The sequence below is a fragment of the Sphingomonas sp. FG14 genome, assembly GCF_057809675.1.
Genome location: NZ_JBMDKK010000001.1, coordinates 1 through 15,373 on the forward strand (window position 1 = coordinate 1; position 15,373 = coordinate 15,373).

The following is a 15,373-nucleotide window of genomic DNA, read 5'->3' on the forward strand; positions in this document are numbered from 1 at the left end:
GGATCGCGCCGCTGCGCCAGGTGCTCATGGTAGGTGGATGGGGCGATCGGCAGAACCCGGCAGATCGGCTCGACCCCATAGTCACCGCGATGCTCGTCGATAAACGCGATCATCGCTTGAACGGGCGGTCGAGCTCCGCCTGGGCAAAATATGCCGACGCCTTGCGCAGGATCTCGTTGGCCTGACGCAGCTCGCGGTTCTCGCGCTCCAGCGCCTTGAGCCTGTCAGCAACATCGGCGGGCACGCCGGCTCGCTTGCCGCTGTTCACCTCGGCCTTCTTCACCCACTCCAGCAGCGTGTGTCCCGAACAGCCGATCTTCTCGGAAATGGATGTAATCGCCGCCCAGCGGGACGGATGGTCGCCTTCGTGGTCCAGCACCATGCGGACCGCCCGCTCACGAACCTCAGGCGCAAACTTGTTCGTCGTCTTGCTCATCGTAGACCCTCACTCTCAGGAGTTAGGGCCTCCGACAATCCCGGGGCGGTTCAGAACGGGATCGCAAAGAGTGCGCCAGGGCTGAGCCTTTCGTCTCAGCGCTTGATGCGAAGGGTCACTCCTGAGTTCGGACCTGGAGGAAGTCCAAGGGCTGGCTCTACGCCTTGAGTCTGGCGCAGGTCCGCGAGGACGGTCGCGGGATCCACAAGCTGACCGAGCTTGGCTTGCGAGGTTGGCCGGGGGTCAGCAACCGCCTTCGCTCGGTAGACCTCGAGAACCGTGATGCCCTCTTCGAGCGCCCGTCTGCACAGACCCCTGCAGTAGTAACGGTTGAACTCGCCTTCTCCCATCGTCTCATGGGCGTTGTATGGAACCGCGGCAGACGTGTAGCCGCCCTTCGGCTTTCGGCGGTCATAGTGAGACTTCAGGCAACCATCTCGGCGTATCGCCGCTGCAAGACTGTCGTCGCTCCCGCTCGATGCGGCTTCGATAAGCAGTCGCGGCCATGAGTCACAGCCCTGCGGGTTCAGGTAGTTGCTTATGTAGATCGTGCCGTTCGCGATGTCGGACTCGATCTCCAGGCGCATCAAGCGACGCGTCGTGTCGTCCAGATCTTCGTATGCCAGACCCATCCTTCAGTCCCTCTCAGGTTCGAAATTGATCCACCTGATGACAAGCCATCTCGCGCCGAATGTGCCTCGGCACGTAGTATGGTTCGTATCAGGCAGCCAGTCGTTGATTCGTGTTGACCCGACCGACTGTGCTCGTCTCGAAGAATAGAACCTCGTTTTGCGAAAGGCGCAGGAGCTGTCGGGGCTGGACCTCGAAGCGCTCGCCGGCCCGAACCATCCAAAGCTGGCGATCGGCCGGTCGATTGGCCTTCGTAAGAAGCGATGCAGTGTCGATAACCTCGGCGTCGATCGCCAGCAGTTGCCCGTCAACATCGACGATGTGGCGCAGTTCCATATCCCAGTAGGCCATGAGCTTGTCTCCTTCGTCCGATAGAGACCTTTTTGCACGCGTGGGCGTCAGAAGCTGTCACCCCCATGTTCTCGCAACAGACAGAGCGCGTTGACGAGCATCATCTCCGGCACCGTCCTGCACGGCGTCTCCAGTAGAAGCGGGCTCGCGAACACGACAGCTGAGGCCTGAGCGCGGGAGACAGCCACGTTGATGCGGTTGAGCGAAAACAGGAAGGCAATGTCGCGAGGCAGCTCCTCACCGCTCGATGTCGTCATCGACACCAGGCAGATCGGCGCCTCCTGGCCCTGGAAGCGGTCGACCGTCCCCACGCGGATCGAGGCGGGAAGGGCGGCGCGCAGCGCATTCACCTGAGCGTTGTAGGGCGCGACAACGAGGATGTCCGCGTTGCCCACGATCCGCTCGGCACCTTCGCGCGACCGGTACGTCGAGCCGATCACCTTGGCGATCTGTGCCTGAATGGCGTCGACCTCCTCGGGGCTGACCTGCGATCGCCCCAGATGGGAGACTGCTCGCACCCCGGTACCCACCAAGGATGTGCCATCGACCGTCCGTAGATCCTGGTTGCCGGCCGCGTCGTCGGAGTGGAGGCGGTCCTCGTAGACGGCTGCCGAGATGTAGCTGCAGACGGAGGGGTGCATGCGTCGGCTGACCGGCATAAAAATGCCGCGATCGCCCGGAACAACCCGGTGCCCGTCGATCAGATATTCCAGGCACGACTCCCCGCTACGGCCGGGATGTGTGCCCTGCAGCGGCTGCGGGAGCTGCATCGGATCGCCGACCAGCACCAGGTTACGGGCGGCACGGGACATCGACAGGATGTTGGCGAGCGAGACCTGACCGGCCTCATCGACAAACAGGTAGTCGAACGCGGGTGCCTTGTAGCGAGCGAAGTGCCAGGCGGTCGCGCCCATTACGTGCGCACTCGCAACCTCAGGGGCATCGTTGTTGGTGACGAAGACTACCCCGGGATGAGCGTCCTCATCACCATCATCGGCCGCCTTCTGCACCACACGGCACGGAACTCCCTCAGCTGCCGCGCGGCTCGCGATCGCCTCCAGCAGGTTGCCGATCGCCTTGTGGCTGTTCGACGAGACGGCGACGCGCTTGCCCGATCGCACGAGGTCGACGATCGACAGGGCGCTGACATAGGTCTTACCTGTGCCGGGCGGTCCCTGGATCGCAAGCGTCGTCGCGTCCATGGCGGCGATCGCATCGCTTGTCTGAGACGGCAGGTCGCCTCCGGTATCAATGATGCCGTCTGGACGCGGACCGTCCCGGAACGAGGGGGCTTCCCTCGTCAAAAGTTGCTCGACGGCGCGAGCCTGACCCGTGTCACCGATGATCTCCTCGGTCACCGCTGCGACGGCAGCGCGGAGGGCGCCATTCGCGATCGGCTTGGCCGGGATCAGGTCGAGCCGGTCGGGTAGGGGGCCTTTGGCGGTCGAGCGCCGTAGCACCAGGGTGCCGGCCTCTGCGTCAATCTCCCGTAGTTCCACATCCTCCGGCATCGCCGACGGCTTCACGCACGGCTTCTTGCCCGCCCGCAGCTTGGTCTCCTGCGGCGGGAAGCGGTATGTCCGCTCGAAGGACTTGGCCGTCACCTTCACCGGGAGGCCGATGGCCTCCAGACCCTGGATGCACTCCAAGTCATCGACCAGTTCCTCGCTCTCCTGCGCAAGTCGATCGAAGATCGCCCACCACGCGGGCTTATCCTCGCGCTTGTGGAAGAAGTTCAGGTCCAGCAGGAGACCGGCGACCTCGTCGCCCAGCCGTGCGCGGACGGGCGTGAGGCGCTGCCGCAGCGCCTCCACCTCTGCGTCCTCGGCGTCTATGTTCGAGAGCGCACCGGCATCGGGCAGCTCGCCGAGCTGAGGCCACGGCATCCCGGCAGGCCGGACATCGCGCACAAGCCAGTCGCGGAGAAGCTGCGTCGAGATGCAGTCCGTCCGGTTGTAGTCGTGGATCTTGGTGAGAAGCTCGTCGTCACCGCTCTCGCGCCAGTTCTCGTAGAAGACGACGCTTGCGCCAGCGGTCGCCACGTCGGCGTCGCGCTTCTCCATGTAGAAGGCCTCGAGGTCCTTAATTGAATACCCTTTCTCCGACGCGATTAGCGCGCCGGACACGACTTTGAAGAGGTCGATGAAGCGCCGCTCGCGCTGCAGCTGATCCATCGCCGCCTCGCCGACGCGATGCTCGGCGGTAAGGCGGCGGAGCGCAGCGATCTCGTAGTTGGCGTAGTGGTAGATCCGTGCCCTGGGATGGCGGCGCAGATGATCGACGAAGAAATCGAGCAGCTCCGCCACCGCGCGACCTTCAGCCTCGCGGTCGTGCGCCCAGAAGGCGCGGAAGGTCCATTCGCCCGCCTCGCGGAACCAGACGCCATGAAGATACTCAAGGCCGCCCTCGTAATAGGGATCGCCCTCGATGTCGTAGAACAGGTCACCGTCGTCTGGCTCTGGCATGAGGCCGAAGCCCTTGCCCGGCTGGAAGTCGCGGAGTTCGAACCCGGGAGGGCCGCCGGCCCGGCGGGCCATCTGCAACCTGGCCTGCGTCTTCAGCCGCTCCTGCGTCTCGGGCGCGAGCTTCGGAATGTGCACTTCCACCTGCGCGAGTGCGGTCAGCGTCGCAACGCCGGCCGCCTCGATCTTGCCACGCTGGGACTTGCTGATGCCAGCCACCAGCGAGAGGCTGTCGGTCGCCTCCCACTCAGCACGGCAATGATCCTTCCATCGGCACAGGCTGCAACCCGAGACGGGGTCGGACTGGGTCTCCGGTCGCTCGCTCAGGAAGGTCTCGAAGACGGTGCGGGCATGGCGCGCATAGGACGCGACGTCGGCCAGGCGAACGGTGAAGCGGGAGCCATCTCCGAGCTGCAGGTGTGCGGCTTCGGGCCGCGCGCCCTGCACGTCAGCGATGAGGTCCGAGTAGAGCGAGAGCTGCAGGACGTGCTTGGGGTCCGGCTTGCGCTTCAGCTTCGTGTCGACGACCTCATAGGACCAGTCGCCTAGCGAGGAGGGCCGGTCGACACGTTCGAGGAAATCGGAGTATCCGCCCCAAGCCCCGCCGAGCAGGGCACCTTGGAAGATCACGTCCGGCCCCTTGCGCATGGCCTCAACCGTCAGCTCGACGGACCGTTCGAGCGGGATGCCGTCCTTTGGGATCTCGATCACCGAGCGCCCGGACGCGCGAAGCTGATCGAGAAACGCGAGCTCATGCGCGTCGCCCTGGCGCTGGAGCAGGAGCGCCTCGTCGTCGTCAGCAGCCGGCTCGATGTCACCGACCTCCATGAGGCGTAGGTCGAGCGTGGTTGCGTGTCGGCAGCCCTTGAACCGCATAAGGTCCGAGGCCGATAGCCGAAGCTGTCCATCGAGCACACGCATTGGTGATTCCCCTTCGCCCTAACATGTAGCATAAGTGGGTGACAGAATCTGTCGGGGAATTCATATGTCGTTGGCGAAGGCCCAAGAACTGCTGAAACTGGCAATGCTTGCGACAGGCCGGCGCGGGATCACTCTCGATGATATCATAGAAGAGTTCAAATGCTCCGAGCGCACAGCCCAGCGGTGGACGAACGCGCTGCAGGACACATTCAAGCAGACCGAACATTGGATCGGTGACGACCGTCGTGCGCGCTGGCGGATCCACGCACAGCACATAGCTCAACTGATCACACCGACTTCGGACGAGCTCGTAGCGCTAGGAGAGGCGATCTCCCAGCTCGAGCATGCCGGCATGAAGAAGGAGGTCGCACTCGCGCGCGGCCTCGAACGCAAGGTGAAGGCGCTCATTCCGCCTGAAAAGGGAACGCGGCTGGACGTCGATCGCGAAGCCGTCGCCGAGGCCCTGGGCCATGCCGCCCGCCCTGGCCCGCAGCCTGCCGCCGACGAGGAAGTCGTCGAAGCAATCTACGACGCTTTAAAAGGACCGTGCTTGTTGCGCATCCGATACCGGAAGCGCGATGAGGATGCGCCGAGCGAGCGTGTGGTGGCTCCGCATGGGCTGCTGCTAGGCGTCCGCCGATACCTCGTGGCGCGAGACACCGCCAAGGGCCCGAAGGCGAGACTGCAGCACTACCGGGTGGAGGAGATCTACCACGCGGAGATGCTCGACGAGATCTTTGAAATCGATCCCGGCTTCAATCTGAAGCGGCACGCCGAGAAAGGGTTCGCCTCATACGAGAGCGAGAAGGAGCATGGTGAGGTAGTTTGGCGGTTCAGACCGGACGCCGCAGCGCACGCCCGCCGCTACACCTTCCATCCCACCCAGACGACCGAGGAGGCACCCGACGGGTCGCTGATCGTCCGTTTCCACGCGTCCGGACATCTCGAGATGACTTGGCACCTCTACTCTTGGGGTGACGCAGTGGAGGTCGTGTCCCCGGTCGCACTTCGCGACATGGTCCACGACTTCCGCCGGACGTTCCCGGCACTACCCTGATCGAGGGATGCTAGCTGGCCCCGTCCAGGCTGCTGTCACGGTAGTTGAACAGGACATGCGGCTTGGCGGGATCGCCGATCTCGATGCGCCAGCGGCGGAAGCCGGCGAAGGCACTGTAATCAATGCCTCCGGTGAGCGTTCCATCGAGCAAGGCACCCACTTCCATGTGATCTGCGAGCGCGACGATTCCCATCCCGGCAGGGGAGAGGAACAGCGTTCCGAGGTCAGGTGAGCTGTCGAAGCCGTTGAGGGCACTTGCCGGATCGACCACGAAGCGCGGATTGATGACCCTGAGAAACGGACCATGTCCGCCATGGCCATTGATGATCCGGAACGCACGTTCGCCATCGCCAATCGTGAGCGCATTGCGCGGACCGCCACCGCCGATCATCAGCATTGCGGTCTGGTTCGGGGCCTTGGCGGCATGGATCAGCAGCGAGCCGGGCTGCGTGGTTGATGGCGAGGCGTATTCGAGTTCATTGATTTCAATCATCTATTTCCTTTCAGAACAGGCCGGATCGTGGGTGGCTCACCGTGAGCTAACCTAACGATCGCGGCTGGTTACAATTCTACAGGCTTGGAATGACAGAATCTGTCACCCTGGAATAGGATAGTGCAGGGGACCCAATGGGGGAGTGATTCGTGGCGACGATCAAGTTCATCCACACGGCAGATTGGCAGCTCGGCAAGCCGTTCCGGCGCTTCCCGCAGGAGGTTAGTGCGGCACTCGGCGAAGCTAGGCTGGACGTGATCGACCGCCTCGCCGAGGTCGCGGCCACCAATGGAGCCGCGCATGTCGTCGTGGCGGGCGACGTGTTCGACAACGTCGAGCCGGGTGATCGCGTCGTCAGCCAAGCGCTACTGCGCATGCAGCGCGCACCCGTGACCTGGTGGCTCATGCCCGGCAACCACGACCACGCCCGACCCGGCGGGCTGTGGGACCGAATCCGACGGCTCGAACCAACCGGCGTGCGTATCTTGGACACGCCGAATGCCGTCGAGATGGAAGAGGGGGCTTGGCTTCTGCCGGCGCCCCTGGAGCACCGCCGAACAGTTGCGGACCCGACCGCCGCCATGACCGACATGGAGACGCCCCCTGGCGCGCTGCGCATCGGCCTAGCGCACGGGTCGATCACCGAGTTCGGCGCCACCGGCGAGAGCACGAACCTGATTCCACCAGACCGCGCCCGGCTGTCCAACCTCGGCTATCTCGCGCTCGGTGACTGGCACGGTCACATGACGATCGGCGATCGTACTGCCTACAGTGGCACACCTGAGGTGGATCGCTTCGGGCGTGATACGCCGGGCTCATGCATCTGCGTCACGTTGCGTTCCGGCGACGCCCCTCAGATCGAACGTATCCAGACGGGGCGCTACCGGTGGCTGTCGCATCGATGGGACGTGTCGACGATCGAAGACCTAGATCGCGAGATGACGACACTGCGCGATCAGGGACGGCTGTCGGACGTGCTGCTGTCCTTGAAGCTGAGCGGTGTGGCCAGCCTATCCGATCGCGTCGCGATCATGTCGCAGCTCGAGGGGCGGCTCGCGCACGAACTCCGGCACCTCGACCTCGATCTCGATGGGCTCATAGCCAGGCCTACCCCCGAGGATATCGCCGAGATCGACATACAAGGGGCATTGGCGGGCGCGGCCTCGTCGCTTCAGGCTCGGGTCGATGCAGGCGGGGTGGATGTCCAGATCGCCCGCGCGGCGCTTGAGCGTCTCTACGTAGAGGCGATGCGGTTCAACACGGAGGACGCACGATGATCCTCGACTTCCTGGAAGTCTCCAACTTCCGCAAGTTCCGCGACCCGCTCCGGATCGAGGGGTTCACCAGCGGCCTGAACATCGTCGTCGAGCCGAACGAAACCGGCAAGTCGACGCTGCTGGAGGCCCTGCGGGCCGCTCTCTTCGTCCGCCATTCGGCCAACACCGAGCTAGTCCGGTCGTATGTCCCCATCGGCGATAGCGTCGCGCCCCGCGTGTCGGTCGGCTTCACGGCGAAGGGAACGAGCTGGACGCTGGAGAAGCAGTTCGTGCGGTCGCCCTTCGCAAAGCTGAGCGGAGCGGGCAGCCGTCGCGAAAGCGATGCGGCCGAGGAGGCCCTACAAGATCTCCTTGGATTCGAGCGCGGCAACAATCGCGGCAGCGATCCCGAAACGCGCGGCCCCCTTGGCCTTCTCTGGGTCGCGCAGGCCAGTGCACTGGGCGTAGAGAGTCCGAATCGGCTCGTGCGGGACACGGTGCGTGGTGTCCTCGAGGCGGAGGTCGGTGCGGTGACCGGGGGGCGGCGCTTCGACGCGATCCGCGCAAAGGTCGAGGCCGACTACGGCGCGCTGCGCACGTCGACCGGTCGTTCACGCGGCGCCCTGTCCGCCGCCGAGGCGCGGATCGTTGAGACGGCGGAGGCGCGACAGCAGGCAGAGGCTTCCTTCCGGGAGTATGAGCAGGCCCTCACGGACCTTGAAGCGTCGCGGGCTCGACTTCGGATCGTGCAGCGGGACATCGACGATCCGGCACAGGCCGAGCAGCGCCGCGGGCTCGAGGAAGACCTCAGGACCGCAGAGACCGCTGCGCTCCGTGTCACCGCCGCCGAGGCAGAGCACGGGCGCGTCGATGAGATCGCTAAGACCGCAGCGTCCCATATCGCGCAGCTCGACGCCGCTGAGCTCCGTGTCACTGAGGCGAGCGAAACGCTCATGGCTAAGACCAGCGCGAGGGAGACAGCCAAGGCGAAATTCGACGCTGCGGTCGAAGAAGAGAGGGTCCTCCGGACGAAACTCGACGCGACGAGGACCGAGCGTGAGCAGCATGAGAAGGCACTGACCGAGGCGCGGGGCCGTGCCCGCGACTTTGCGGCCGCGTCCAGTGCTCGCCGGGCCATCGACGCGCGCAACGCGCTAGCCAGCCTTGAGGAGCGAGAGCGGACGCTCGTAGGCGAGGCCGAGGATGCCATTGACGCCGGCCGTCTCGACCGGGTCCTTGGACTCGAGCGGGCCGAGATGCAGGCGCGAGCGCGGTTCGAGGCCGGCACGGTGAAGGTGGATTTCGAGCTCGCCGGGGGGGTTTCGCTTCGCATCGATGGTGAGGAGAGCGAGGCAACCAGCTTCGACCTCGTCGGCGTGACGCGTTTCGACATCGGCTCGGCCGGTGGGCTCTTGGTGCGGCCTCCGGAGGGTTCGGGTCGGTCGCTGGAGGCCGACCTTGCGGCAGCGAAGGACGAACTGGCGGCAGCCCTGCGCGAGCTCGGTCTCGCGTCGCATTCGGCTGGCGTCGCGCGAAACGAGCGGGCCGCAGCTGCGAGCCGTGAGTTGCAGGCGCTCCGCCTCCAGATCGCAGCCGCGTGCCCCGGGGATCCGACCATCGGCCTCGTTGCTGGGGCCGAGGCACTCCGCGCATTCGTCGCGCAGTTGGACGAGGACGTCGCCCCAGCGATTGCGCCCGGCGACGACATCGAGGCGCTCGAACGTGCCGTCAACGACGCACGTCTGGCCGAAGCCTCCGCTACCGGTAGCCACGAGGAGAGCCGCGGCGCACTGTCGCGCCTAGAGGCCCATCTTGCGACGGCCAATGCGGAGCTCGCATCCGCGACCCGAGAGATCGAGGGCGCGGGTAGCCAGCTGAATGAGGTCCTCACTCACGGCGATCGCGCCACGCTCGATGCCGCACTGGCCGAAGCTCAGCGCAACCGCGCGGGCAGGGCCGAGGAGCTCGAGAGCGCGAGGGCGAACGCGGGAGCGTTCAACATCGACACCATCCGGCGACGCATCTCCAATATCGATCGCGCTGCTAATCAGGCGGGCACTGAACGCCTGGATCTGACCGGGCGCGTCGCTGTCCTGGAAGCGACCGTTGCGCGCGCCGGTCCGACGGGTCCCGCCGGCAGGCTCAACGAAGCTCGCGAGGACGAGCAGTCGGCGATCGCCGCGTGCGACCGCCTCATGCAAGAAGCCGACACGCTCGCTGCCTTGAGGGCGGCGCTCACCGACGCGGCGAATGTGGCCTCGCGCACCTTCCTCGCCCCAGTCACACGGCGTGCCGCCACCTACATCCAGCAGCTCCTTCCTGGCTCCGAACTTACGTTCAATGACGAGCTTGGCCTCGCGTCGGTTACTCGCGCAGGGGTCGACGAGTCCTGCGGCGACCTCAGCCGCGGGACACAGGAGCAGCTCGCGATCCTCACTAGGTTGGCGTTCGCCGACCTTCTGCTAGAGGACGGCGCGCCGATATCGCTCATCCTCGACGACCCGCTCGTCTACTCCGACGACGTCCGGTTGGAGGTGATGACGAACATGCTGCTGGAAGCCTCGCGGCGAATGCAGGTCATCCTTCTGACCTGCAGGTCTCACGCCTTCCGACACGTCGAGGCAAATCGGATCGCGATCGCATGAGACTCCTCCTTTCGTGATATCGCTCCGGAATTTCGTCCGAGGTGATCGTCAGTGATCCCCCTTAAAAATTGGGATATGTTTCAGGGCTGGCGGCCACATTGGTGGGCAGAAATCAAAATGGCTGACGGTCCGCAGCTAAGATCGGAATAATTGCCATTGAGCGGCTGACATGGGTCGGGAAAGGCGGAAAGCCGCGTCCCCAAAGGCCCATCTGTGCATCGCAAAATTGTTCACATCTCACTCGGTCACGCCAGTTTGGATATGAACAAAAAATAATGCAAATTCAGTGGTTTGCGGGAAGCGGGATTTGGTCTCTTTGGCGCTTTCATACGCTAAAGCGTTGAAATTACGCGCAAAAAACCACTCTTAAAGAGTGTGGCTCCCCGGGCCTGATTCGAACAGGCGGCCGTCCGATTAACAGTCGGATGCTCTACCGCTGAGCTACCGGGGAACACTGATCGGAGGCGGGCCTATAGCAGCGAGATTCGCCGGTTGGCAAGCGCCGGATCGTGATATCTTCAAATAATAGCTAAATAACTGAATTTACTTGAATTTATGTGCAGATTTGTCGGTGGTCACGAATCGTGCCGAATCCTCAGATCGCGAACTGTTCCATCGCGATGCGATCGTCCAGCGCGTGTTCGGGGTCGAACATCAGGCTGAGCGTCGCGGAACGGTCGATCGCGACTTCCACTTTGGCGACGTCGCGAATCTCTCGCTGGTCGGCGACGGCGCTGACCGGGCGCTTGGCTGGGTTGAGGACCGTGAAACCGAAGCGCGACTTTTCCGGCAGGATGGCGCCGCGCCAGCGGCGCGGCCGAAACGGGCTGATCGGGGTGAGCGCGAGCAGTGTCGAACCCAGCGGCAGGATCGGGCCCTGCGCCGAATAATTATAGGCGGTGGAGCCGGCGGGCGTGGCGACGAGCACACCGTCGCACACGAGTTCTGGAATGACCGGCTTGCCGTTCACCGCGACTTCGATCTTTGCGGTCTGGCGGGTTTCGCGCAGCAGCGAGACTTCGTTGATCGCTGGCAGCGAAACGGTTTTCCCGTCGATCGTCGTGGCGTCCATGCGCAGCGGCGTCACGCTGAACATTTTCGTCCGCGCCAGCCGCATCTCCAGATGATCCGGCCGCCACTCGTTCATCAAAAAGCCAACGGTGCCCAGATTCATGCCGAAGACCGGCACGATCCGCCGCCGCTCCAGCATCTGGTGGAGAGTCTGGAGCATGAAGCCGTCGCCGCCCAGCACGACGAGCATGTCGGCGCGTTCCGGTTCCACCCACTGATAGATTTCGCGCAGCTCCTTCGCCGCCTTTTGCGCGGCCTCGGTGGGGGACACGATCAGGCCGCGCGTCTTTTCGGCCCAGGACTCGGGTTGGGTCATCCGCCGGTGACGCTCATATGACGTTCCACCGCGGGCGACTGACCGCGCGTGTCGATCCGGAAATCATGCCGTGCCGGTTTCAGCCGCAGCGCCGTATCGATCGCGGTGTCGAGCGCATCGATTCCGCCCTCGTTCAGTGCCTGCTTCAGATCGACGCGGTCGTCATGGCCCAGGCACATATAGAGCTTGCCGGAGGCTGTCAGGCGGACGCGGTTGCAGCCGTCGCAGAAATTGCGTGTCAGCGGAGAAATCAGCCCCAGGCGGACGCCCAGTTCCTCGACCAGACTATAGCGCGCGGGACCGCCGGTGCTGAAATCGACCGGTTTCAAGGTAAAGCGTTCCGCGAGCCTTGCCCGCACTTCGGTCAGCGGCAGGAAGCGGTCGGTGCGGTCCTCCTCGACCTGGCCCAGCGGCATGGTTTCGATCAGCGTCAGGCCGAATCCCTGATCTCCGCACCAGCGCAGCATCGGTTCAATCTCGTCCTCGTTGAGCCCCTTGAGCGCGACCATGTTGATCTTGATCGCGAGGCCCGCCGCCTTGGCGGCCGCGACGCCGCGAAGGACACGATCTATGTCGCCCCAGCGCGTGATGTGGCGGAAACGGTCGGGGTTCAGGCTGTCGATGCTGACATTGATTCGCCGAACGCCCGCATCGAACAGCGTTTCCGCCATTTCGTCGAGCCGGTTGCCGTTGGTCGTCAGCGTCAACTCGTCGAGCCCGGCGCCGATATGGCCGCCGATATGACGGGCGACGCGATCGAGACCGCGCCGTACCAATGGTTCGCCGCCCGTCAGCCGAATCTTGCGGATGCCCCGTGCAATGAAGCGATCGGCGATCGTCTCCATCTCCTCCAGGCTCAGGATCTTTACGCGCGGCATGAAGGTCATCGCTTCCGACATGCAATAGCGGCAGCGCATGTCGCAGCGATCGGTGACCGAGAGGCGCAAATAGGTGATCCGGCGGCCAAGGCCGTCGGTGAGCGAGTTCGGCGATGAACTGGCCGTCTGCATGTCCCACAACTAGGCGTTGCACCCCGTTCCGGCAAGACAAAGGCGATTGCGCTGGCCATGGGCCTTGCTAGGGTCCGCAACTAATCTTTTTGCGGCGAGGGGGGCCGCGTGACCATAGCCGTATCGGATCTGCCGCAGCCGTCTCAGCCCGCGCCCTTGTTCCTCCTGTCGTTCCGGCATCGCGATGCTCTGGCGACATCGGCGGAAAAGGCGGGGTGGCGGGCGATCGCGGCGCGTCGGCCGGAAGGGGCCGAGCGCCGTTTCATCGCAAGCGGCGCTGTGGTGGCGGTGGTGGACACGCGCGGTTCTCCTGCGGAGGGGCTGGCAGCGACACGCGCGCTTGCCGATCCCGTCGAAGCGAATGCCGGAGCGTTGCTCGTCATTGTCGGGCGCAACGATATCGGCGCGCTGGATGCGCTGTTCGCGGCAGGCGCGACCCATTATCTCGCCAGCCCGTTCGGTGAGGCCGAGTTCGCGCAGGCGCTGCGTTTTGCCGAACGGCACAGCGATCGCCTGTCCGGCGGCTGGCACGCCCGGAATCGGGCACTTGCCGAAGGCGATGGCGGGCTGGGCTGGCGGTATGCGCCAGGCGTTGGCGTAACGCTGGGGGAACCGTTGCGGGCGCGAATTGGTCTCGCGACATCCAGGGCGGACGGGCTCATGTCGCTCTATCATCTGCTCGATATGGAAGGGCGCGCAGCCGCGCGCACGGCGCTTGGCCGGCTAAGGCAGGCTGGAACCCGAACCACGGCGTTCGCGCATCGGCTGCCCTCGGGCGAGCATGTCGCGCATCACCTTCATATCGATCCGGGCGGCGGCGTCATCGGCAGTATCGAGCCGCTTGATGTGGCGGACGAGCCGGAAACACGGGGGCGGCGCGATGCGCTGACCGGGCTCCGCGACGGGATCGCCGCGCGGCGCTGGCTAGAAACGCGGTTGAAGGCAGGAACACCGGTGACGCTGATGCTGCTCTCGGTCAGCCGTTTCGACATGATCAACGCGGCGTTCGGGCGCGAAACCGGCGACGGGCTGATGCGGTCGGCGGCGCGGCAGATAGAGCGCTTCGCGATGGGGGCGGGGGGACGGACGGCGATGGTCGCGCGTGTCGCCGGCGCGGAATTCGCGATCGGTCTGGAGGAGGGGGAGCCGGCCGAGCGCGCGCGATTGCTCGCCGACGAGATCGCCCGCGCACTGACGCGTCCGTTCGTTTCCGGCGAACATATGGTGCCACTCGGATGTCGCATCGGCATGGCAACCTCGCAAGATTCGGGGGACGATGTGACCGGACTGATGCGCCGCGCGAGCGCCGCGCTCGCGGAGGCCAAGACGGGCGAAAGCGGCACGGTGCGCACCATCGGCGGTGCGGAGGCGGTGGCGGTCGCGCTCGGGAGCCGGCTGGAGGTCGATTTGCGGCGCGCACTCGACCAGCGCGAGATCGAGATCATGTTCCAGCCGCAGATTTCGGTCACGACGGGCCGGATCGACGGTGTCGAGGCGCTGGCGCGCTGGCGGCATCCGGAACTGGGCGAGCTCGGGGCGTCGACGCTGTTCGCTGCTGCTGAGCGATCGGACTATCTGCTGCCGCTTTCGGAGCATATCCAGCGCCGTGCCGTCGCGCTCGCCGCGGCTTGGCCCGAACGGCTTTCGACATTGCGCCTTTCAGTCAACGTCACCGCCGCCGACATCGCGGTCGCTGACTTTGCCGAGCGGTTCCTGGCGATGATCGACGAGAGCGGATTCCCGCGCGGGCGCCTGACCGTGGAGATCACCGAAAGCGGGCTGATCGAGGATCTGGGGCAGGCGGCGGCGCTGCTCGCGGCGCTGCGCGCCGGCGGCTGCCGTGTCGCGATCGACGATTTCGGCACCGGCTATTCCAGCCTCGCCTATTTGAAGGCCTTGCCGCTCGATTATCTGAAGATCGACAAGAAGCTTGCGGAAGATATCGAAGGGTCAAGCCGTGATCGCGTGGTGGTGCGTGGCGTGATCGAGATGGCGCGCTCGCTCGGTCTCAGCGTGGTGGCGGAGGGGGTGGAGACTGCCAGCCAGCTCGCGCTGCTCGCGCGTGAGGGCTGCAATTATTATCAGGGTTTCCTGTGTTCCGGCCCTGTCGACAGCGCGCGGCTGGCCGAGCTTGTCGATCAGTTCGGCTGATCAGCCCATGGCTGGCGACGCACCCCATGGCGTGCGCCGTCCTGCGCAGTAATTTGTCGCATGATCGATATTGTCGAGATTGTAGAGCACCGCTCCCATCGATCGTGCGAGCGATTCGAACAGCGCGACCGTCTCGTCGTCGATCCGGCCCGTGCGTTTCCAATAAAGGCCGATCGATGCGATCGGTTCGCCGATCCCAACTGGGAACATCGCCATGCTGCGCACGAAGGTCGGCAGATAGAGATGCTGGGGAACACGCAGATCGAGCGTGATATTGGAGATCAGGATCGTTTCGTGCGTCAGCATCGCCAGACCCGAAACGCATTGCTCGATCGGAAAATCCTGCCCGGTCCAGAGCGGGCTTACCGCATCCTCGGCGATATAATGGACCCGCGCGCCAATGCGGCGGACGATGGTGATGCCGTCGGCGGCCGCGATCGCACGCGCCGAAGCACGCACGAGGTCAACGACCTCCGCGATCGTATCCGCCTTTTTCAGCGCATCGATCGTCGCAAGCAATTTCGTCCAGCGTTCGGCTGAAACCGGTCCGTCCACTCTATTTCGCCCCCGCGAA

11 protein-coding genes, 1 tRNA gene, 1 pseudogene and 1 other annotated feature are annotated in these 15,373 nt (G+C 64.6%); of the genes and pseudogenes, 4 read left to right on the plus strand and 9 right to left on the minus strand.

Annotation, left to right across the window (positions count from 1 at the left end; all coding sequences use genetic code 11):
- The 4 genes and pseudogenes from ACODTA_RS00005 to ACODTA_RS00020 all read right to left on the minus strand — a co-directional run.
- A pseudogene (locus tag ACODTA_RS00005) lies at nt 1-436 on the minus strand (transposase); the annotation flags it as partial.
- Nucleotides 39-155, minus strand: a sequence feature (AL1L pseudoknot). It overlaps the preceding pseudogene by 117 nt.
- A gap of 95 nt (nt 437-531) precedes the next feature.
- A complete protein-coding gene (locus ACODTA_RS00010) occupies nt 532-1,068 on the minus strand; it encodes a hypothetical protein (RefSeq protein ID WP_489063585.1) in 537 nt (178 codons plus the stop codon).
- Between the two features lie 88 nt (nt 1,069-1,156).
- Entirely contained in the window at nt 1,157-1,417 is a 261-nt protein-coding gene (locus ACODTA_RS00015) for a hypothetical protein (RefSeq protein ID WP_489063587.1), read from the minus strand.
- A 47-nt stretch (nt 1,418-1,464) separates the two neighbouring features.
- Nucleotides 1,465-4,800 carry a TM0106 family RecB-like putative nuclease gene (locus ACODTA_RS00020; protein ID WP_489063588.1) on the minus strand — a complete coding sequence of 1,112 codons (3,336 nt, stop codon included), beginning with the start codon at nt 4,798-4,800 and terminating at the stop codon, nt 1,465-1,467.
- A gap of 64 nt (nt 4,801-4,864) precedes the next feature.
- On the opposite strand from ACODTA_RS00020, the gene ACODTA_RS00025 reads away from it, so the two are divergent.
- Nucleotides 4,865-5,857 carry a helix-turn-helix transcriptional regulator gene (locus ACODTA_RS00025; RefSeq protein ID WP_489063590.1) on the plus strand — a complete coding sequence of 331 codons (993 nt, stop codon included), beginning with the start codon at nt 4,865-4,867 and terminating at the stop codon, nt 5,855-5,857.
- Between the two features lie 10 nt (nt 5,858-5,867).
- Here the strand turns inward: ACODTA_RS00025 and ACODTA_RS00030 are convergent, their stop codons facing one another.
- Nucleotides 5,868-6,350, minus strand: coding sequence for a hypothetical protein (locus ACODTA_RS00030; RefSeq protein ID WP_489063592.1), 483 nt, complete (start codon nt 6,348-6,350; stop codon nt 5,868-5,870).
- A gap of 149 nt (nt 6,351-6,499) precedes the next feature.
- Between ACODTA_RS00030 and ACODTA_RS00035 the strand changes: the two genes are divergently transcribed.
- Complete coding sequence (locus ACODTA_RS00035) at nt 6,500-7,627, plus strand: metallophosphoesterase family protein (RefSeq protein WP_489063594.1); 1,128 nt, start codon at nt 6,500-6,502, stop codon at nt 7,625-7,627.
- A complete protein-coding gene (locus ACODTA_RS00040; protein WP_489063595.1) occupies nt 7,624-10,251 on the plus strand; it encodes an AAA family ATPase in 2,628 nt (875 codons plus the stop codon). Before ACODTA_RS00035 ends, ACODTA_RS00040 begins: the two co-directional genes overlap by 4 nt.
- 376 nt (nt 10,252-10,627) lie before the next feature.
- Here ACODTA_RS00040 and ACODTA_RS00045 read toward each other — a convergent pair.
- The 3 genes from ACODTA_RS00045 to moaA all read right to left on the minus strand — a co-directional run bounded on the left by ACODTA_RS00045 (nt 10,628) and on the right by moaA (nt 12,648).
- A tRNA-Asn gene (locus ACODTA_RS00045) sits at nt 10,628-10,702 on the minus strand.
- A 144-nt stretch (nt 10,703-10,846) separates the two neighbouring features.
- Nucleotides 10,847-11,638, minus strand: a complete 792-nt coding sequence (locus tag ACODTA_RS00050) for an NAD kinase (RefSeq protein WP_489063597.1) — start codon at nt 11,636-11,638, stop codon at nt 10,847-10,849.
- Nucleotides 11,635-12,648, minus strand: a complete 1,014-nt coding sequence (gene moaA, locus ACODTA_RS00055) for a GTP 3',8-cyclase MoaA (protein ID WP_489063598.1) — start codon at nt 12,646-12,648, stop codon at nt 11,635-11,637. Before moaA ends, ACODTA_RS00050 begins: the two co-directional genes overlap by 4 nt.
- Before the next feature lie 108 nt (nt 12,649-12,756).
- Between moaA and ACODTA_RS00060 the strand changes: the two genes are divergently transcribed.
- The gene (locus ACODTA_RS00060; protein WP_489063600.1) at nt 12,757-14,799 is read left to right on the plus strand and encodes a putative bifunctional diguanylate cyclase/phosphodiesterase; all 2,043 of its coding nucleotides are present in this window, start codon (nt 12,757-12,759) and stop codon (nt 14,797-14,799) included.
- Here ACODTA_RS00060 and ACODTA_RS00065 read toward each other — a convergent pair whose 3' ends face one another.
- The gene (locus ACODTA_RS00065; RefSeq protein WP_489063601.1) at nt 14,800-15,354 is read right to left on the minus strand and encodes a GAF domain-containing protein; all 555 of its coding nucleotides are present in this window, start codon (nt 15,352-15,354) and stop codon (nt 14,800-14,802) included.
- Nucleotides 15,355-15,373: the final 19 nt, after the last annotated feature.